Raw genomic sequence first — 19,036 nt, forward strand, 5'->3', positions numbered from 1 at the left:
CTCCCTCCGTGAAGTTCTTGAATAAATCTATCAGAAACCCCTTGACATCGCCGGGTTATTTTCTGATGATGTTGTCAGAAAATATTTCGAGCGAGAGGCCCAAGGATGACCGCGAACACTGCCCCACCGCGTACCGAGCACACCGTCGAGGTCGGGCGCCGCCAGATCTTCGTCACCGAGGCAGGCGAGGGAGCCCCCGTCGTCCTGCTGCACGGCGGCGGCCCGGGCGCGACGGGCGCATCCAACTACTCGCGCAATATCGATGCCCTCGCAACGAAGTTCCGCGTGATCGTTCCCGACATGCCCGGCTACGGACGGTCGAGCAAAGACATCGACCAGAGCGACCCGTTCGGCGACCTCGCGATGTTCGTCCGCGGTCTACTCGATGAGCTCGACGTCGAGCGGGCGCACCTCGTCGGCAACTCCTACGGCGGTGCCGCGGCTCTGCGGCTCGCGATGGACCGGCCCGACCGGGTCGGCAAGCTGATCCTCATGGGCCCCGGCGGGATCGGCACCACCCGCGCGTTGCCGACGAAGGGCCTCAACTCCCTGCTCGGCTACTACGGCGGAGACGGCCCCACCAAGCAGAAGCTCAGCGAATTCATCCGGGAATACCTCGTCTACGACGCCTCGGCCATCGACGACGAGCTCATCGAGCTCCGCTATCAGGCGAGCATCCAGCCCGACGTCGTCGCCAACCCGCCGCTGCGTCGGCCGTCGGGCCCCACCGCACTGCGCACGGTGCTGCGCATGGACCTCACCCGCGACCGCCGCCTGGCGAGCGTCCAAGCCCCGACCCTGGTGATCTGGGGCGCCGACGACCAGGTCAACCGTCCCGCGGGCGGCCCGACACTCGCCAAGACGATGCCGAACTGCGACCTCTACGTCGCGGCGCGCACCGGCCACTGGGTGCAGTGGGAACGTGCGGATCTCTTCAACGACCTCGCCAGCACTTTCCTCGGCGGCGCGCAATGATCACCGCCGCACCCGATGCCGGCACGGACGAAGCCGTCTTCGGCGCCGTCCACCTCGGTTACCTCGTCGTCGAGTCCCAGAAGATGCAGGAGTGGCACAGGTTCGGCGCCGACGCCATCGGGCTGCACGTCGATGAGCTCGACGATCAGACGCTTCGCTTCCGGCTCGACGATCACGAGTGCCGCTTCCTCATCCGGCGCGGACCGTCCGAGGATCTGATGGCGATCGGCTGGCACGTCGACGACCATGAGACCTTCGACGAGATTCTGCGGCGCGTCAGCGATCGCGGCGTCCCGGTCGTCGAGGGCACGTCGGAGGAGGCCGCCCTGCGCGGCGTCGAACGACTGTGGCGCTTTCCCGGCCCGAAGGGCATCGCCCAGGAGGTCTTCACCACCGCACGATCCACCGCGAAGCCGCTGCGCATGCTCACCTCCGGCTACGTGACCGGCGCCGCCGGCATGGGGCACGTCGCGATCACCTCGCGCAACCCCGCGAGCATCCATCGCTACTACGGCACCGTGTTCGATTCTCGGCTCTCGGACTTCATCGACGAGAACATCAACGGCCTCACGCTCAAGATCCGTTTCCTCCGGGTCAATGAACGCCACCACTCCATCGCGGTAGCCGGCCTGCAGTATCTGCCGGTCGATCCCATCCGCACCAGGGCACAGCACGTCAACATCCAGGTCGCCGACCTCGACGACATGCTCGCCGCGTACCAGCGCGTTCGTGATCTCGGCTTCCGGGTGGCGTGGACGGTCGGGCAGCACACCAACGACCGCGAGCTCTCCTTCTATTGCGTCACGCCGTCGGGCTTCGAACTCGAGGTCGGCTGGAACCCGATCGTCGTCACCCCGGAGCTCGAGGCCGCCTGGCAGCCCACCACCTACCAGGGCATCAGCATCTGGGGCCACGACACGGTTCACATGACCGACAACCTCGCCCAGGTCCGAGAAGCCATCCGAAACCTGCGTCGTCCCGAGACGACGGTCCCCGCCCTCAGCACACCGATCGGAATCCACCAATGAACGACTACGACGTCGCCGTCGTGGGCCTCGGGCCCACCGGCCTGACCCTCGCGCATCTCCTCGGTCGACGGGGTCTGTCCGTGCTCGTCCTCGAGCGCGAACCTCAGTTCTACGGCAATGCCCGCGCCGTCTACACCGACGACGAGGCGCTGCGCGTCTTCCAGACCGCCGGCGTCGCCGACGACATTCACGAGGACATGAACGTCGACTCCGCCGTCCAATGGGTCACCGCCGACGGCGAGGTCCTCGTCCAGTTCCGCCAGCCGCAGCGTCCGCTGTGGTGGCCGGTGACCAACTTCTTCTACCAGCCCTACCTCGAGACGAAGCTCGCCGACACGCTCACCCGTTATCCGAACGTCGAGGTGCGGCGCGGACGCGAGGTCGTCGACTTCCACCAGGACGCCGACGGGGTGACCGTCGTTCACGCCGCCGCCACGGGCAGCCAGTACGGCAAGCAGGACAACGCTGTCGACGAGTCCACGCGCGAGACGGTCCGCGCGTCCTATCTCGTCGGCGCCGACGGTGGCCGCAGCATCATCCGCACCCGCCTCGGGATCGACATGAGCGGTAAGAGCTTCCCCGAGCGATGGCTGGTCGTGGACCTGTCCGCCAAGGAGGGCACCGACCCGTTCCGCCACCTGCCGTACTTCGACTTCGTCTGCGACCCCGACATGCCGACGGTGAGCTGCCCACAACCGGGCCGACACCACCGGTTCGAGTTCAACCTGTCCGACGACGACGAGAAGGACGAGTTCGAGTCCGACGAGACGGTGTCCCGCCTGATCGGGCGCTACGTCGACGTCGACGAGGTGAACGTCGAGCGGCGTCTCGTCTACACCTTCAACGCCGTCATCGCCGATCGCTGGCGCGAGGGCCGGATCCTGCTCGCCGGCGACGCCGCGCACATGACTCCGCAGTTCATCGGCCAGGGGATGAACGCCGGAGTCCGTGACGCCGACAACCTGTCGTGGAAGCTGCACGCCGTCCTGCAGCATGGGGCGGACCCCGCGATCCTCGACAGCTACGAGTCCGAGCGACGCCACCACGCTAAGTCGATGATCGACCTGTCCGTGTTCAACAAGTCGCTCGTCTCCGTACAGAACTCCGGCCTCGCACAGACGCGCGACATCGCGCTCCGCACGGCGCTGCACGTGCCCGCTCTCGGCGGCTGGGTGCGCCGCGCCGGCATGAAGCCCAAACCACGATTCCGCCGCGGTGAGTATCTCGGCCTCGACCGCGCCCGCATCCGAGGCATCGAGGGCACGCTGCCGCCGCAGCCCGTGGTCCGCCGCTACGACGGGCAGCGCGTCCGGCTCGACGACGCCCTCGGGATCGGTTGGGCCGTCATCGGATTCGAGACCGACCCGCGGGAGGCACTCGGCGCGGACACCGCGACGTGGGAGCGCCTCGGTGCGAGCTTCGCAACCGTTTACCGTGCCGGCGGTCGGCCGCAGGGCCGCATCGGCGACGGTCGGCGCAATGCCGGGCTGCTCGACCTCGAGGACACCGAAGGACGGCTGACCGCGTGGCTGTGTCGCGCCGGGCATCGCCCCGGCACCGTCCTGGTGTTGCGGCCCGACAAGTACGTCTTCGGCGCGAGCCGCGACGCCGCCGAACTCACGCGCCAGCTGCAACGGCGGGTCGCGCCCTCCGGTGACGACAGCCGCACCGTCACTCGCACCGATGCCACCACCCCCACCGAGGCCGGAAGGCCCGCATGAGCGTCGACACCATCACCAGGGCTGCGCGTCGACTGCTGACCGCGACCGACTTCCGCAGCCCGTGCCCGCCGGTCCGTGACCTCATCGGTTCCACCGATGTCACGGCCGCGTACGCGGTGCAGCAGTTGCTCACCCAGGACCGCATCGACCGCGGCGGAGTCGTCGTCGGACGCAAGATAGGCCTCACCAACCCGGTCGTCCAGCAGCAGCTCGGCGTCGACCGCCCCGACTTCGGGGTGCTCTTCGCCGACATGGACTACACCGGCACGCCGATCCCGCAGACGGCGGTGCTGCAGCCGAAGGTCGAGGCGGAGGTCGCCTTCGTGCTGGGCGAAGACTTGGTCGGAGACCTCTCAGTCGAGACCGTCCGCCGAGCCGTAGCCTCCAGCCACGCTGCCATCGAGGTGGTCGACAGCCGAGTCTCCCAGTGGGACATCAGCTACGCCGACACCGTCGCCGACAACGCCAGCGCCGGCCTGTACGTTCTCGGCGACCGCCTACCCGCCGGAGTCAATCCGTCGTCGGTGACGATGACCATGTCCGTCAACGGCGCGACCACGTCCACCGGCTACGGGACGGATTGTCTGGGCGGTCCGCTCAACGCGGTGCTCTGGCTCGCGGAGACGGCGCGCGACCTCGGCGAGCCCCTGCGCGCGGGACACGTCATCCTCTCCGGAGCGCTCGGTCCCATGGTCGCGGTCCGTCCCGGCGACCACGTCGAAGCCCGGATCGTGCTGGGTGACGAAACGATCGGCACCGCAGTCGTCGACTTCGCGCCGGATCCCCGATGACCACCCCCGCTGATCGGCGCCGCCCCGCTCGCCGTCGCCACGACCCTCCCACCGACCTCCCCGCTCAAGAACGGACTGACGCGATGATCAACCGCCGTACCCTCCTCGCCGGTGCTGCCACCGCGGCCGGCGCCGCGACTCTCGGCGCCGCCACCCTCGGCACGACTACCGCGAACGCCGCGCCCGCGAAACAGTACGCCGCGCCCAAGGGGCAGTACCGGATCGACCTGCACGCGCACTTCCTCCCGCCGGAGTACCGGTCGGCACTGCTCCAGCACGGGCATTTCACCATCGGCGGTTACCCGACCCCCACCTGGTCACCCGAAGCGGATCTCAGCTTCCAGGACTATTACGGCATCTCCGCGCGCGTTCTCGCCGTGTCCGACCCCGGTGTCTCCTTCCTCGCGGGCAAGGAGGCAGCGGACCTGGCGCGGTACTGCAACACCTACGCCGCGAACCTCATCAAGCGTCATCCCACACGGTTCGGCAGCTTCGCGGTACTGCCGATGCCCAACGTCGTCGCGTCCATCGCGGAGCTCACCTACGCGCTCGACGTGCTGCATCTCGACGGCGTGACCCTGCTCAGCGCCTACGGCGGCGTCTACCTGGGCGACCCGCGGTACGAGCCGCTGATGATAGAGCTCAACCGGCGCTCCGCCTACGTCTTCGTGCACCCCGCCGCCATCCCGGACAATGCCAAGCCCAAGCTCCCGGTACCGGACTTCCTCGCCGAGTTCACCTTCGACACCACCCGCGCAGCCATCATGATGATGATGACCGACGTGATGAACCGGTACCCGAAGATCCGGTTCCAGCTCTCCCACGCCGGCGGCACCCTCCCGTTCCTCACCCACCGCATCGGTGTGGCCTCGCAGACCTCGCTCGGTCATCTCGGTCTGCCGAAGATCTCCCTGCTCGACGTCCAGTCCCAGGTGGCCGGCATGTACTACGACACTGCGCTGAGCGCGGCACCCACCGCGATGAACAGCGTGTTGGCGGCCACCAGCCGCGACCACATCGTCTTCGGCAGCGACTGGCCCTTCTCCGCCCTGGTCCTCGACCAGCACGGCGACCACGACCCCGCGCCGGGCCTGAGCGAGACCTTCACAGCCGATCAGCGCCACGAGATCGAGCGGCACAACCCCCTCAGGCAACTGCCACGGCTGAAGGCGGCGATCGGGCGATGACGGACTGGAGCGATCGGATCGCACGCGCCCTCGAGATGGCCGTCGCGATGTACAACCGGCACGAGACGACCGTCGCGGCCCCGATCCCCGACGAGCCGGTCCTCTTCGTGGCGAATCACGGTTTCGGCGGGGTCTTCGACCTCAACGTCGTCGCGTTCGGGATCGCGCACCGCGCCAGCGGCGACGAGCGGCCCGTGATCGCCCTGACCCACCAGGTGGCGTGGCAGCTCGGCGTCGGGCGGCTCATCGAACCGTTCGGTGCCCGACCCGCCAGCCGCGCGACCGCCGACGAAGCCCTCGCCGACGGTAAGCACGTTCTCGTCTTCCCGGGTGGAGACATCGACGCCTTCAAGGCTTGGAAGGATCGCAACACGGTGCTGTTCGCGGGCCGCGCCGGCTTCGCCCGCCTCGCGATCGATGCCGGAGTCCCGGTCGTGCCGGTGGTGACGAGCGGCGGTGGGGAATCCGTCGTCGTCTTCGCCGACGGTGCCGCGCTCGCCGAGGCGACCGGCGCCCGTGAGCGGTTCCGTCTGAACCGCCTGCCGATCACCGTCTCCATTCCGTGGGGGATCAACATCGGAGCCGTCGGGCTGCTCCCGTACGTGCCACTGCCCACCAAACTCCGCACCACTTTTCTGGCCGCCATGCGGCCCGAGCCCGACGAGACCGCTGAGAACTACGCGGAACGGATCCGTGCGGCCATGCAGACCGAGCTCGACCGCCAGACCCGCAACCGGCGCCCGATCATCGGGTGAGACGACAAGGAGAACCCTTGCAGCGCAACGACGTTCACCACATGATCGCACCCGCGCGTCGGCGCAGCGTGGCTCGTGGCCTCGCCGCCGTCATGGCCGCCGCGGCGCTGATCGCCACCGGCGGATGCGCCACGAGCACGACCGGCACCGCGCCATCGCCGTCGGCGACGCCCCCTTCGACCACCACGGCACTCCGAACCACCGCGGCACCGAGTATCGTCGCGGCCGCCGACTCCGGAGTGTCGTGGGCCCCCGCCGCGCAGGCGCAGTTGCACCCCGGAGTGCAGGCGTACACCGGCGACAGTCAATGCACCACCAACTTCGTCTTCACCGACGCCCGGGGCGAGGTGTACTTCGGCCAGGCCGCACACTGCGGTCACGTCGGCACCGAGAAGCTCCCGAACGGCTGCACCGCCACGACGGTCCCCATCGGAACTCCCGTCGACCTGCGCACGGGCGGCTCGCTGCGCACGCGGGGCACTACCGAGGCCACGGGCACCCTGGCCTACGACAGCTGGGCGGCGATGCAAGCAGCGGGGGAGAAGGACCCCAACGCCTGCGCCCACAACGACTTCGCCCTGATCCGACTCCCGAAGAACGTCGTCGGCGCCGTGAACCCATCGCTTCCGCATTGGGGCGGTCCCGTAGACCTCGACGTCGATCGGGTGAGCGCAGGCGATCGGGCCTACGGGTACGGCGATTCCTCGCTGCGGGGCGGTAGGAACGCGCTGTCGCCGCACATCGGCCTCGTTCAAGCGACCGCCGACCCGGGAACCGGCGGCTGGGCTCATACGGTCACCGCTGTCCGGCCCGGCGTCCCGGGCGACAGCGGCGCCGGTTACGTCGATGCGCAGGGCCGCGCGCTGGGCACGCTCTCCACGCTCAGCCTGTCCGTGCCGCCCCGAAACACGCTCAGCGACCTCAGCCGCGAGTTGCGCTACGCCCAGCAGCACTCCGGAATTCCGGGCCTACGGCTGGTGCTCGGCACCGAGCCCTTCCACTCCTGATGCGCAGCGCCGCACCGTCCATCGTCCGACCCGAACTCACCGGAGACCGTCATGCACCGTATCGACGTACACCACCACCTGATCCCGTCCGCCTACCGCGAACGCCTCGCCGCCCACGGCATCGCCGCAGCGGGCGGGCGCGAGCTGCCCGACTGGTCCCCGGAAGGCTCCCTCGAGGTGATGGATCGCGCCGGCATCGCCACCGCGATCCTGTCGGTCTCGACCCCGGGCACCGGCTTCCTCGCCGATCCCGGCGAGGCGTCGAGGCTGGCGCGTGACCTCAACGACGAGACCGCGTCCCTGATCGCCGCGCACCCGGACCGATTCGGCTTCTTCGCGACTTTGCCGATGCCCGACGTCGACGCCGCTGCGAGCGAAGCGCGCCGCGCCCTCGACGAGCTGCACGCCGACGGTGTCGTCCTGCTCGCCAACGCGCGTGGCACCTACCTGGGCGAGGCCGGTCAGGAACAACTGTTCAGCGTCCTCGACGAGCGCCGCGCGACGGTGTTCATCCACCCCGCCGACCTGCCCGCACCCGCCGTCACAGGTATCCCACCGTTCGCGGCCGACTTCCTCCTCGACACCACTCGCGCCGCATATCTCCTCGTCAGCAATGGTATTCGGCGCCGCTACCCGAACATCCGGTTCATTCTCAGCCACGCCGGCGGATTCGTTCCCTACGCCTCGCACCGGATGGCCGTGGCGATCGCCGGAGAGTCGGGCCGCAGCCCCCTCGACGTCCTCGACGACTTCTCCAGCTTCTACTTCGACACCGCGCTCTCCGCGAGCTCTGCCGCATTGCCGAGTCTGCTCGCCTTCGCCGATCCCGGACACGTCCTGTTCGGCAGCGACTGGCCCTTCGCGCCGGAAGCGGCGGTGCAGTACTTCGCGGCCGGGCTGGACACCTATACCGCACACGATGCCGATCTCGGGCGCCGGATCGAACGCGAGAACGCCCTCGCCCTGTTCCCACGGCTCGGCACTGCAACCGCGATTGCCACTCCCTCCCTGCCCAACCGCATTCGGGGCGCCGTCACACGGACCGTCATGCGGGGCGTCACCCGACTGGCCGCCGGCGCCTGACCGTTGCCCGAGCCGACAGGAGCCCGATCATGACCGACCAACCGGCCCCCGACAGCCCCACGACACCCGGCGAACAACGCCGCGTCCTCTCCGCCATGTGCCTGGCTCTGGTTCTGGTCGTCGCCTCGGTGTCGGCCGTCAACCTCGCGCTACCCGACCTAGCCGTCGCGCTCAGCGCATCCAACAGCGCCCTCACCTGGATCGCAGACGGTTATACAGTGGCCCTCGCAGCCTTCGTACTGCCGATGGGCGCACTGGGAGACCGCATCGGTCGACGAACAGTTCTCATCGCGGGCACGGTGGTCTTCGCTGCCGGGGCGACCGCGGCCGCAATGTCCGACACCACGTCGGCCTTGATCGCCTCCCGCGTCGTCATGGGGCTCGGAGCCGCGATGATCATGCCGGGAACACTGTCGACGATCACGGCGACGTTCCCGGTCGACCGTCGCGCGCGAGGCGTGGCCATCTGGTCGGGATTCGCCGCAGCCGGCGCCATCATCGGCCTGATCGCGGCAGGAGCCCTCCTCGAGACATGGAGCTGGCGGTCCATCTTCTACACCAGCGCCGCGGTCGCCTGCCTCGCACTGCTGGCGGCGGCACTGTGCAGCCCGAACACCAGAGACCGGCACCCGCCCCGGGTTGACGTCCTCGGCACCGCTCTCACCGTCGTCGGGATCGGCACACTGGTCTACGCGATCATCGAAGGCAGCGACCGAGGCTGGACCCAACCCGTGGTCGTCGTGAGTTTCGTCGTCTGCGTCGTGTCGTTGGCCGCCTACGCCGCCTACGGGCTGCGTACCAACGAGCCCCTCCTCGACCCACGACTGTTCGGTCTCCCCGGCTTCCGTGCCGGCTCCATCAGCGTCATCGTGCAGTTCATGGCTGTGTTCGGCTTCTTCTTCGTGGGGCTGCAGTACCTCCAGCTCATCCTCGAGTACAGCCCGCTGCACAGTGCCATCGCACTCGTCCCGGTTGCGCTCGCGGTACTTCCCGTCTCCGTGTCCACGCCGGCGATCGTCAGCCGACTCGGCTTGAACGTCACGATGTTCCTCGGCCTGCTCCTTCTCGCGGCCGGCTTGGCCTGGGTGGCCACTCTGCACGCCGACTCCGGATATCCGCCCTTCCTCGTCGGCTTGATCGTCGCAGGCATCGGTATCGGCATCACCAGCTCGACCGGCACCTCCGCCATTGTCGGATCTCTGTCGTCCGACCAACAGGGCATCGCATCAGCGGTCAACGACACGACACGTGAGGTGGGCTCGGCGATCGGCATCGCGCTGATGGGCGCCGTCTTCTCCAGCCGTTATGCGGCGTCACTACCCGATCTGTCCCGGCTCCCGGCAGATGCGTCGAAGGCCGTCCGCGATTCCGCGGCAGCGGGCCTAGAGGTCGCCGCCCGGATGGGCCCGCCCGGTGCAGAGCTGACGTCCACCGTTCGAACCGCATTCATGAACGGTCTCAGCGCCGCCCTGATCGCGGTGGTGATTCCCATCGTCGTCACCGCCTTCGGCGCACTGTTGCGGGCGCCCCGCAAGTCTCGCAATGCGCACTGACGTGCGCCTACCACCCCCATGGCAGCGAAGCGTGCTGACTTCGTACCTATCTCCCGTTCTGTGCGCAGAACAGATCCACGGCGTCGACCATCTGATCGAGGCCCGGCTGTTCGAGCGGGTAGTGGCCGGCGTTCTCCAGCAGGACCGTGCGTACCGGGACGCGCGTGATGCGGTCGAGGAAGGGCTTCGCCAACCGCAGCGGCGACCACTTGTCTTCGGCCGGCTGAGTGAGCAGGACCGGGCAGACGTCGAAGTCTTCGGGCGCGGTGACCGGTCGATAGTTGAGGTAGGAGTCGAGGAACGCGATCGAGACGAGGTTGCCCGCGGAGGTGGCGTCGTCGTAGCAGGCCTTCTTGGCCGCGCGGTCGTTGACCAGCGTGCGCATCTTGCTGACCGACTTCATCGGGACCCTGATGCTGCGGGCGGGAGTCTTTGCCAGAGCTTTCATAGCGACGGCCCCGACGGTTCCGCTGACCGGGTCGAATGCGGTGTCGCGGCGCACGACGGCGGACTGCTGATCCAGGAACGTCATCCCGACGATGCCCTTGACCTTCTTGTTCACCGACGCGACGTGGTAGGTCTCCATGCCGCCCGCGGACAGTCCGTAGAGGTAGATCGGTCGGTCGTCGCGGGCGAGTTCGACGTCGATGAGATCCGAGCCGATCTGCACCCAGTCGTCGTAGGTGACCAGCGCACCGGGCGCGACGTCGGTCACGCCGTAGCCGGGCATGTCGACGGCGATGGTCTCGTAGCCGCGCTCGGCGAGGGGGTGGCCCAGGATCGTCGACATCTGCCGGCCGTTGGTGCCGACGCCGTGGAACAGGATGACCTTCACGGCGGCGTCGGGGTTGCGATAGGTGTCGAGGTGGATGCGGTGGCCCAGGTGGTCCCACCACTCCTCGGCGGGCTCGGTATCGGGCGTGAGGCGGTAGTCGGACGGGAGATGGTTCTGGATGGCCCGCCATGCGGGTTGCTCTGAGTAGTTCATGCGATTGATAGTGCACCAGACCCGACCTTAATGCAACAGTCACTCGCATTTAGAATGGGTCGTGTGACCGAACCCACCCCGAAAGGCCGCCCCGGCGGCCGCACCGCCCGAACGACTCAGGCGGTCATCGACGCGACCACCGCACTCCTGGGCGAGGTGGCACCGGCCGATCTGACGGTGGGGCAGATCGCCGCTCACGCCGGCGTGAACGCGGCGACCGTGTATCGCAAATGGGGCACCAAGGAAGCACTGTTGCGCGAGGTGTTGCTCACCCTGTCCGCCGAGCGCCTGACGACGCCTGACACCGGGTCGTTGCGCGGCGACCTCGTCGCGACCGTCGCCGCCGTCGCCGACTTTCTGCGTACCCCCGCGGGATACGCGCTGGCAGTGCTGGCTGCGACCGCGGAGGACGACACCTCCCAAGAACTGCGCGACGCCTTCTGGGGTGACCGATTCGCGCGTGCCGAGCGGATCTTCACGCGGGCGGTCGAGCGCGGAGAGCTGCTCGACGCCGACGACGCGCTGCTCGCCTACGAGGCGATGATCGCGACGCTGCATTTCCGGATCCTCGCCCGACGTCGGGCTCTCGACGCCGATATCGCCGAGCAACTGGTCGACCTGATGTTGGGCGGTTTGACCAGCCGGAACTGACCAGCCGGAACTGGCCGGGACGCAAGCAAGACGCAAGCCCGGTCCCGCGCGCTGCGGGACCGGGCTTGCGTCATCCCCGACGGGACCGTCTCACGCGGGGATGGCGCCCCTGGGGATGATCACGGTGGGGATGGGGGCGTTGCGCAGGATCTTGGCCGCGCTCGACCCCAGAAACACTCGTGCGACGGGGTGAGTCGACGACGATCCGACCACCAGGATGTCGCCGTCGGACCAGTCCAGGCGTTTGACCGCGACATTCCAGTCGCTCCCTTCGGCCAGCTGACACCGCATCCGGTCGTCGGTGAAACCGGACTGCCGCAGATGCTCCTGGGCCTGACCCAGTGCGGCGGCGGCGCGATCGGCCCAGACTTTGACCACCTGGGTCTCGGCCCGACTGACCCCGGTGGTCACCGAGCGGCGCGGAGGCGTCACCAGGAACGTGACGAGCCGCAGTTGTGCCGAGGTGCGCGTGCAGATCTCGGCGACGCGGTCGAGCAGCGACCAGCTCGTATCGTCGTCGCGGAATCCGACGGTGATCCTGCGCACCGGAGCAGCCGTGCGGTATCCACGCGGCGCAACCGCCACCGGGATCGCCGACGAGTGCACCAGACGATCGGTTTTGGAACTGAGCCGGATCCGGCCGAACGCGGCCTCGTCGCTGGAACCGACGACGAGCATCCAGGCGTCTCGCCGCGCTGCCTCGTCCATCAGCACCTGTGGCACCGAACGACCGCTCACCCACGTCGCCGACGAGTCGACCATCGAATGCGTGGCGAGATCGGCGCGCGCTTGGGCCGCGGCGGCCTCGCCCTCCTCCGCTGCCCAGGCTTCGTACTCACGGTCGGTGCCGCTGGCGGCCGGGGTCGCCCAGCCCTGCGGGACGACCGACACCACCTGCACCGGTTGGGGTTCGGAGCGGGCGAGCTGACACGCCAGGTCAACCGCGCCACGGTCCATGTTTCCCGGACCGTAGCCGACCAGATAGGTCACTGATCCTCCAACTCGCGGATCGGTTCGGCGATCTCCTCATCCGAGGTGTAGGTGTTCAGTGTGGCGTGCTTGCGGCCGTACACCAGATAGCCGGCGAAGACGAGCGCCAGCCAGACCCCGCAGATCGCCCAGGTGACCGGCTTCAGGCTGAACAGCACGTAGATGCATGCGACGACGGTGAGGATCGGGACCACCGGATACCCCGGAACCTTGAACGGTCGTTCGAGGTTGGGCATCCGGCGCCGCAGCACGATCACCGAGATCGCGACCATCGCGAAAGCGACCAGCGTGCCGAAGGAAACGCTGTCCCACAGGTAGTCGGCGGGAACGATACCGGCGATGATCGCCACGATGACCGATACGACGACGGTGTTGAAGACCGGCGTCAGAGTCTTCGGGTTGACGCTCAAGAAGCGGTGCGGGATGAGCCCGTCGCGTGCGACCGAGAACAGAATACGAGTCTGGCCGTACAGGATGACCAGCGTCACGGAGAACACCGAGATGACCGCGCCGGCAGCGAGGACGGTCGCCCAGATCGATGTTCCGGTGACCTCCTCGAGGATCTTCGCCAGTCCGGCCTCACCGGCGCCGGGGGAGGAGAACCAGGAGACGGGTTTCGCGGACAGACCGGCGAGTGCGACCAGAATGTAGATCGCGGTGACGATCAGGAGGGCGCCGATGATGGCACGGGGGATGGACTTCTGGGGGTTCTTCGCCTCTTCACTCGCTGTCGACACGGCGTCGAGGCCGATGAATGAGAAGAAGATCGTTCCCGCCGCCGTGCTGACGCCCGTCGCGCCCATCGCGAAGAAGTGTGAGAAGTGGTCGGCGTTGAAGGCGGTGAAACCGATGATCACGAACAGCAGCAGGACACTGAGCTTGACGCACACCATGATGGCGTTGACGGTCGCGGATTCCGAGGCGCCGCGGATCAGCAACAACATGCACAGCAGCACGAGCACGACTGCGGGCAGGTTGATGACGCCCCCGGTGGCGGCGCCGTCGGAGCCGGGAATCGCCGAGATCGACAGTGCGGTCGGAAGCTGGAAACCGAAGACGTTGTGCAGTAGTTCGTTGAAGTAGCCGCTCCAGCCGACCGCGACCGCGGAGGTTGCGATGCCGTATTCGAGCACGACGCAGCCGCCGACGATCACAGCGACGCCTTCGCCGAGGGAATGGTAGGTGTAGGAGTAGCTCGAACCGCTGACGGGGATGGCGGCGGCCAACTCCGAGTAACACAGCGCGGAGAGCCCCGCGGTGAATGCCGCCAGGATGAACGAGAGGATCACGGCTGGTCCGGCCACCGGGATCGCCTCGTTGAGCACGAAGAAGATACCCGTGCCGACGGTCGCCCCGACGCCGAACATCATCAGCTGAAACGTCCCCAACCTTCGAGGGAGCTCTTCTCCCTCGTGGTGCCTTCGTTGCAGGATTATTGGCTTCTTTCGAAGCAGTTGTTGTCCTAAGGCGACCATGTCGACTCCTTTCTCGGCCCGGTCCAGGTCTGACCGGCGCTTTCTCAGGTTCACCGGATCGCCGTGTGAAGCCCACCACACGGGTGCGATCGTCTGAGATCCGAGACAAGGCTCTGTGGGCAAGGAGTGTGCGGGCGCCGTCAGACTTGCGACCGTCAGACTTCCAAATAGTCGATGAACATCCGAAACAATTCCGCTTGGCTCGTGACACCGAGCCGCTGATATGCGTTGTGCCGATGTAATTTCGCGGTGCCTTCGGTGATGTGCAATTCTTTCGCGACCGACTGACTGCTGTGTCCGCGCAGAATCAAATTCACCACGCGGAATTGTGCGGCGGTCAGTCGGTCGCAGAAGGCCCGCTGCAACACCGACTCGATCTCACCCGGGCGCCGCTCCGACGACGTCGCCGATACGAGCTCGACGTGGCGTCGAATCGCGGCACTGAGCAGCGGCGCGAGCGCGGTCAACCCCGCGAACTGGTCGTCGGAGAATTGCTCGCCGCACCGGTTGCGCATCAGCGAATATGTTGCGCGCCAACCGTCGGCGAGTGTCACGACGTATCCGATCTCTTCGATCAGCGTGCCGGACTCGTCGGAGATGCACGGATGCACTTCGTGCGACGCCGCGAAATCGGACACGAAGAATTCGTCGGGCGCGACGTCGGCCATCCGCCAGAGACCGTCGCCGACGTCGCTGGTGCAGGCGACGTAGAACGGGTCGAGCAGATATCCGCCCTTGAGATAGGAACTCAACGCGTTACGGGACACGCTCGCGCTGTATCCGTCGTGAATCAGCAGCGGCGTCGACGACGGGTGAAAGGCGAATATGCACGTCATGTCGAACTCGACGTAGTGCCGGAGGAATTCGTCGACGGAAGCACCGAATTCGCACGTGCCCACGGCGGACACGATTCGGGAGACTCCGTCGAGTTCCGATTCGATCACGTGTGCCTCCTGCCGAAGTTATGCCTTTGGGTATATGGACCGCGGTGCGCCCGTCAGCCTAGTGTTGCGCATCACACCTGGTCGATCGGCGATCGGCGGTGCGACAACACGGTAGAGGAGATTGCGGTGGCGGGCAGACTCGACGGACGAACGGCATTGGTGACCGGCGGTGCAGGGGGCTGTGGATTGGCGGCCAGCCGCCTGTTCGCCAGGGAAGGAGCCAGGGTCGGCATCCTCGACGTCCCGGCGAGCAACGGTGCGGCGGTCGCCGAAGAGCTGCGCGCCGACGGCTACCACGCGGTGTTCGTCCCCGCTGACGTTTCGTCGGAGGAACAGGTCAATGCCGCGGTCGGTGCCGTCGAGGCGGCGTTCGGTCCGATCACCGCCCTGATGAACCATGCGGGCATCCTCGCGGCGGCTCCCTTCCTGGAGACCTCCGTCGAAGAATGGGACCGCATCATGGCGGTCAATGTGCGCGGCATGTTCCTGACGACCCGGGCGGTGCTGCCCGGAATGATCGCGGCGGGCGGCGGAAGCATCGTCGCCACGTCATCGATCTCCGGAGTCGTCGGCACGCCGATGGAAGTCCTCTACTGCACCAGCAAAGGCGCCTGCCACATGTTCGCGCGGGCCGTCGCCGTCGAATTCCGCGACCGCAACATCCGCTCCAACGCGGTCTGTCCCGGCTTCATCGCCACCGACCACGGGCGCCGCGAACTGAGCCTGCTCAGCCGGCACGGCGTCGACGTGTCCGAGGCCGCTATCGCGGCCGGCCAGGGGCGGATGTGTGAACCGGAGGAGGTGGCGGCGTCGGCGCTGTTCTTGCTCAGCGACGACGCGAGCTTCGTCAACGGTGCCCACCTGTTCGTCGACAACGGCTACACCGCGATCTGACCGAAGGCGAATCATCATGGAAATCAACGACTTTCATGCAGACCGTACGCACTGGCGCAACTGGGTGGGCAATCAGTCCTGCGTCCGGCAGGAGACCGGCGCCCCTACCAGCGACGACGAACTGAGCTCACTCGTCGCCGATGCCACCGCGCGCGGCCTCGACGTCCGCGTCGCCGGATCGGGCCATTCGTTCACCCCGGTCGCGCTGACCAACGGTCTGCATCTGACGCTGTCGCAGCTGCGCGGCGTCCGCGACATCGACCATGACCGACGCCGGGTGACCGTCGGTGCGGGCACCACCATCAACGAACTGGTCGCCGTACTCAAACGCAACGGTCTGTCGATGGTCAACCAGGGCGACATCGATTCCCAGGCCGTCGCGGGCGCGCTCACCACCGGAACCCATGGCACCGGCGCGCGACTGGGCAACCTGGCGTCGTCGATCACCGGCATGAGACTCGTACAGACCGACGGTGGCGTGCTCACCGTCGACGGCTCCGACCCCGACCTGCTGGAAGCCTCGCGCGTCTCGCTGGGCACCCTGGGGGTGATCTCCGAGCTCACCCTGGCTGTGATGGACGCCTACAACCTGCACGAGAAGATCTGGCGCGAAGACTTCGAGTCGGCGATGGACCGCCACGACGAACTCGCCGAGCAACACCGGCACTTCGGCTTCTTCTGGTGTCCCACCGAGGCGAGTCGCGACCTGTACTGCCTGCCCGACACCGCCGCGACGTCGAGCACCGGCGCCACCACCGACGTCTGCGAGATGAAGGTCATGGACATCACCGACGAGGAACCGTTCGAGACCGAATTCGAGAAGGTCGCCTACAGCTCCGACGTCTACCCGATCACCTACGTGCCCAACTTCCACGAACTCGAATACGCGGTTCCGGTGGCCCACGGCAAAGATGCCGTGCGAGCGGTCCGCGACTTGATGCTCAACGACTTCCCCGAAGCCCGCTATCCCATCGAGTACCGTTTCACGGCCGGTGACAGTGGCTGGATGAGCCCGTTCTACGAACAGGACAGTGTCACCGTGTCGGTGTCGGGGGAGCCGGGCCTGGACTACTGGGACTACCTGCGCGCCGTCGACGAGATTCTGCGCTCGTACGGCTCGCGTCCGCACTGGGGCAAGATGCACTTCCTGTCCGGCGAGGACGTCACGCGGCTCTATCCCCGGGCCGACGACTTCCGGAAGCTGCGTCGCAGCCTCGATCCGCAGGGACGTTTCCTCAACGAGCACCTGACCCCGCTCTTCGGCTGAGCCGACGTCACTTCTCAAGGAGTCTCATGTCCACCACCGACGACGCGCTGTCCGACGACGCGAAACTCGCGCAACTCGGCTATAAGAGCGAGCTCAAACGATCCTTCTCCGGTTTCTCGAACTTCGCGATCTCGTTCTCGGTCATTTCCATTCTCAGTGGCCCGTTCATCAGCTTCTTCATCGGCTGGAACAACGGCGGGCCGATGGCGATCTCGTGGGGTTGGCCGGTGGTCAGTCTGATGATCATCGCGGTCGGGCTCTGCATGGGCGAGCTCGTGTCCGCCATGCCGACGTCGGGCGGGATGTACTACTGGTCGGCGAAGCTGGGGTCGATCCGATCGAGCTACTTCACCGGCTGGCTCGACTTCCTCGGTCTGCTCGGGATAGTCGCGGCCGTCGCCTACGGCGCGGCGACCTTCGTCGACGTGACCATCTCCGCGTACAGCGACAGTTGGGCGGCCGGATACTCGCTGACCCGGGTATTCGTGATCTTCGTCGTCCTACTGGCGCTGGTCACCGTCGTGTCGATCTTCTCCAGTCACCTGCTGTCGATCATGAACAGCATCTCCGTGTGGTGGCACGTCGCTGGTGTGGCAGCGATCATCGCGATCCTGGTCCTTGTGCCCGGCCATCACGGCACCGTGTCGGACGTCTTTCTCCAGCGCGTCAACAACACTGGCTTCTTCGGTGGAAGCACATCGGGAATGGGCTTCATCTTCATTGTGCTTCCGCTCTCGATGATCCTGCCGCAATTCACGATCACCGGCTACGACGCGTCGTGTCACATGTCCGAGGAGACGGTCGGCGCGTCCGACGCCGCTGCGAAGGGCATCTGGCGGGCGATCATGTACTCGGCCATCGCCGGCTGGGTTCTGTTGTTGGCCATGCTGTTCGCGGTGTCCGACGCCGAGGGCGTGACCAAGAGCGGCGGCAGCTCGGTCGCGGTGCTGCAGCAGGCGCTCGGACAGCCGTGGTTCGGCCTGGTTCTGGTCATCTCGACGGTGGGGCAGCTGTTCTGTGCACTGGCCTGTATGACCTCGACGACCCGCATGCTGTTCGCGTTCAGTCGTGACGGCGCTGTTCCCGGTGCGCGATTCTGGACGCGACTGTCTCGCAAGGGTGTTCCCGTCTACAGCGTCCTGCTGGTCGCGGTGCTGGCGATCCTGCTCACGCTGCCCGCACTGGTGCGCGTCGACATCAACGGCGCACCCGTTCCAGTCGCGTTCAACGCGGTCGTGACGATCGGTGTGGTCGGGCTGTACCTCGCCTTCGCGATCCCGATCTTCCAGCGCTGGCGCAAGGGCGACGACTTCGCGGTCGGCACCTGGAGCATCGGCCGTCACTATCGCTGGCTGTGTCCGTTCGCCGTCGTCGAGATCGGCATCACCACGGTCATCGCGCTCATGCCGAGTTCGACCGGTGGTGTCCCGTGGCTCGACGGATTCTCCTGGAAATACGTGAACTACACCCCGCTCGTCGTCGGCGGAACGCTGCTGGTGCTGTGGGCGATCTGGGAATTGTGGGTCAAGAAGATCTACACCGGTCCGCGCGAGACCGTGAACCTGCCGGCCGGTCTGTCGTCGGCCGACGAGCTGAACGCCGAATGGGACGAGACGCATCCCGGTCACCACGGGCATACCGTGACCGCACCGAAGTAGGCGCCATACCACGGTGATTGGCTCGTACCACGGGAATTCGCGTGGTACGAGCAAATCACCGTGGTACGA

Annotated in this window: 17 protein-coding genes; 13 read left to right on the forward strand and 4 right to left on the reverse strand. The window is 67.0% G+C overall.

The genetic code is table 11. The annotated features are described in order from the left end of the window. Positions 1-105: 105 nt before the first annotated feature. From HH308_RS09685 to HH308_RS09725, 9 genes are all read left to right on the forward strand, one after another. Positions 106-975: an alpha/beta fold hydrolase gene (locus tag HH308_RS09685; protein WP_170193989.1), complete on the forward strand. Its 870-nt coding sequence runs from the start codon at positions 106-108 to the stop codon at positions 973-975. After that, positions 972-2,003, forward strand: a complete 1,032-nt coding sequence (locus tag HH308_RS09690) for a VOC family protein (RefSeq protein ID WP_170193990.1) — start codon at positions 972-974, stop codon at positions 2,001-2,003. Before HH308_RS09685 ends, HH308_RS09690 begins: the two co-directional genes overlap by 4 nt. After that, positions 2,000-3,724 carry a bifunctional 3-(3-hydroxy-phenyl)propionate/3-hydroxycinnamic acid hydroxylase MhpA gene (mhpA, locus tag HH308_RS09695; RefSeq protein ID WP_170193991.1) on the forward strand — a complete coding sequence of 575 codons (1,725 nt, stop codon included), beginning with the start codon at positions 2,000-2,002 and terminating at the stop codon, positions 3,722-3,724. Before HH308_RS09690 ends, mhpA begins: the two co-directional genes overlap by 4 nt. Continuing rightward, on the forward strand, positions 3,721-4,515 hold the full coding sequence (locus tag HH308_RS09700) for a 2-keto-4-pentenoate hydratase (protein ID WP_170193992.1): 795 nt from the start codon (positions 3,721-3,723) through the stop codon (positions 4,513-4,515). The genes mhpA and HH308_RS09700 overlap by 4 nt, the downstream gene beginning before the upstream one ends. Positions 4,516-4,598: 83 nt before the next feature. Further along, a complete protein-coding gene (locus tag HH308_RS09705) occupies positions 4,599-5,702 on the forward strand; it encodes an amidohydrolase family protein (protein WP_170193993.1) in 1,104 nt (367 codons plus the stop codon). Beyond that, positions 5,699-6,457 carry a lysophospholipid acyltransferase family protein gene (locus HH308_RS09710; protein WP_170193994.1) on the forward strand — a complete coding sequence of 253 codons (759 nt, stop codon included), beginning with the start codon at positions 5,699-5,701 and terminating at the stop codon, positions 6,455-6,457. The genes HH308_RS09705 and HH308_RS09710 overlap by 4 nt, the downstream gene beginning before the upstream one ends. Before the next feature lie 17 nt (positions 6,458-6,474). Next, complete coding sequence (locus HH308_RS09715; protein ID WP_246284462.1) at positions 6,475-7,464, forward strand: hypothetical protein; 990 nt, start codon at positions 6,475-6,477, stop codon at positions 7,462-7,464. A 51-nt stretch (positions 7,465-7,515) separates the two neighbouring features. Then, positions 7,516-8,547: an amidohydrolase family protein gene (locus tag HH308_RS09720; RefSeq protein ID WP_170193995.1), complete on the forward strand. Its 1,032-nt coding sequence runs from the start codon at positions 7,516-7,518 to the stop codon at positions 8,545-8,547. Positions 8,548-8,576: 29 nt separating this feature from the next. After that, the gene (locus HH308_RS09725; protein WP_170193996.1) at positions 8,577-10,100 is read left to right on the forward strand and encodes an MFS transporter; all 1,524 of its coding nucleotides are present in this window, start codon (positions 8,577-8,579) and stop codon (positions 10,098-10,100) included. Positions 10,101-10,146: 46 nt separating this feature from the next. Here HH308_RS09725 and HH308_RS09730 read toward each other — a convergent pair whose 3' ends face one another. Beyond that, complete coding sequence (locus HH308_RS09730) at positions 10,147-11,088, reverse strand: alpha/beta hydrolase (protein WP_170193997.1); 942 nt, start codon at positions 11,086-11,088, stop codon at positions 10,147-10,149. Positions 11,089-11,151: 63 nt separating this feature from the next. Between HH308_RS09730 and HH308_RS09735 the strand changes: the two genes are divergently transcribed. Continuing rightward, positions 11,152-11,739 (forward strand): TetR/AcrR family transcriptional regulator, encoded by a 588-nt coding sequence (locus tag HH308_RS09735; protein ID WP_170193998.1) that lies wholly within the window; start codon positions 11,152-11,154, stop codon positions 11,737-11,739. 90 nt (positions 11,740-11,829) lie between these two features. On the opposite strand, the gene HH308_RS09740 is transcribed toward HH308_RS09735, so the two are convergent. The 3 genes from HH308_RS09740 to HH308_RS30400 all read right to left on the reverse strand — a co-directional run bounded on the left by HH308_RS09740 (position 11,830) and on the right by HH308_RS30400 (position 15,148). Then, entirely contained in the window at positions 11,830-12,729 is a 900-nt protein-coding gene (locus tag HH308_RS09740) for a universal stress protein (RefSeq protein ID WP_170193999.1), read from the reverse strand. Beyond that, on the reverse strand, positions 12,726-14,204 hold the full coding sequence (locus HH308_RS09745) for an APC family permease (RefSeq protein ID WP_170194000.1): 1,479 nt from the start codon (positions 14,202-14,204) through the stop codon (positions 12,726-12,728). Before HH308_RS09745 ends, HH308_RS09740 begins: the two co-directional genes overlap by 4 nt. Positions 14,205-14,359: 155 nt before the next feature. Then, complete coding sequence (locus HH308_RS30400; RefSeq protein WP_211188363.1) at positions 14,360-15,148, reverse strand: helix-turn-helix transcriptional regulator; 789 nt, start codon at positions 15,146-15,148, stop codon at positions 14,360-14,362. Between the two features lie 126 nt (positions 15,149-15,274). On the opposite strand from HH308_RS30400, the gene HH308_RS30405 reads away from it, so the two are divergent. From HH308_RS30405 to HH308_RS09765, 3 genes are read left to right on the forward strand one after another with little or no spacing between them, the layout of a single operon-like run. Beyond that, the gene (locus tag HH308_RS30405) at positions 15,275-16,042 is read left to right on the forward strand and encodes an SDR family NAD(P)-dependent oxidoreductase (protein WP_170194001.1); all 768 of its coding nucleotides are present in this window, start codon (positions 15,275-15,277) and stop codon (positions 16,040-16,042) included. Between the two features lie 16 nt (positions 16,043-16,058). After that, positions 16,059-17,309 carry a D-arabinono-1,4-lactone oxidase gene (locus HH308_RS09760; RefSeq protein WP_170194002.1) on the forward strand — a complete coding sequence of 417 codons (1,251 nt, stop codon included), beginning with the start codon at positions 16,059-16,061 and terminating at the stop codon, positions 17,307-17,309. 26 nt (positions 17,310-17,335) lie between these two features. Further along, complete coding sequence (locus HH308_RS09765) at positions 17,336-18,967, forward strand: amino acid permease (RefSeq protein ID WP_170194003.1); 1,632 nt, start codon at positions 17,336-17,338, stop codon at positions 18,965-18,967. The last annotated feature ends 69 nt before the right edge of the window (positions 18,968-19,036 follow it).

It is taken from the genome of Gordonia asplenii (assembly GCF_012933505.1).
Classification (GTDB): Bacteria; Actinomycetota; Actinomycetes; order Mycobacteriales; family Mycobacteriaceae; genus Gordonia; species Gordonia asplenii.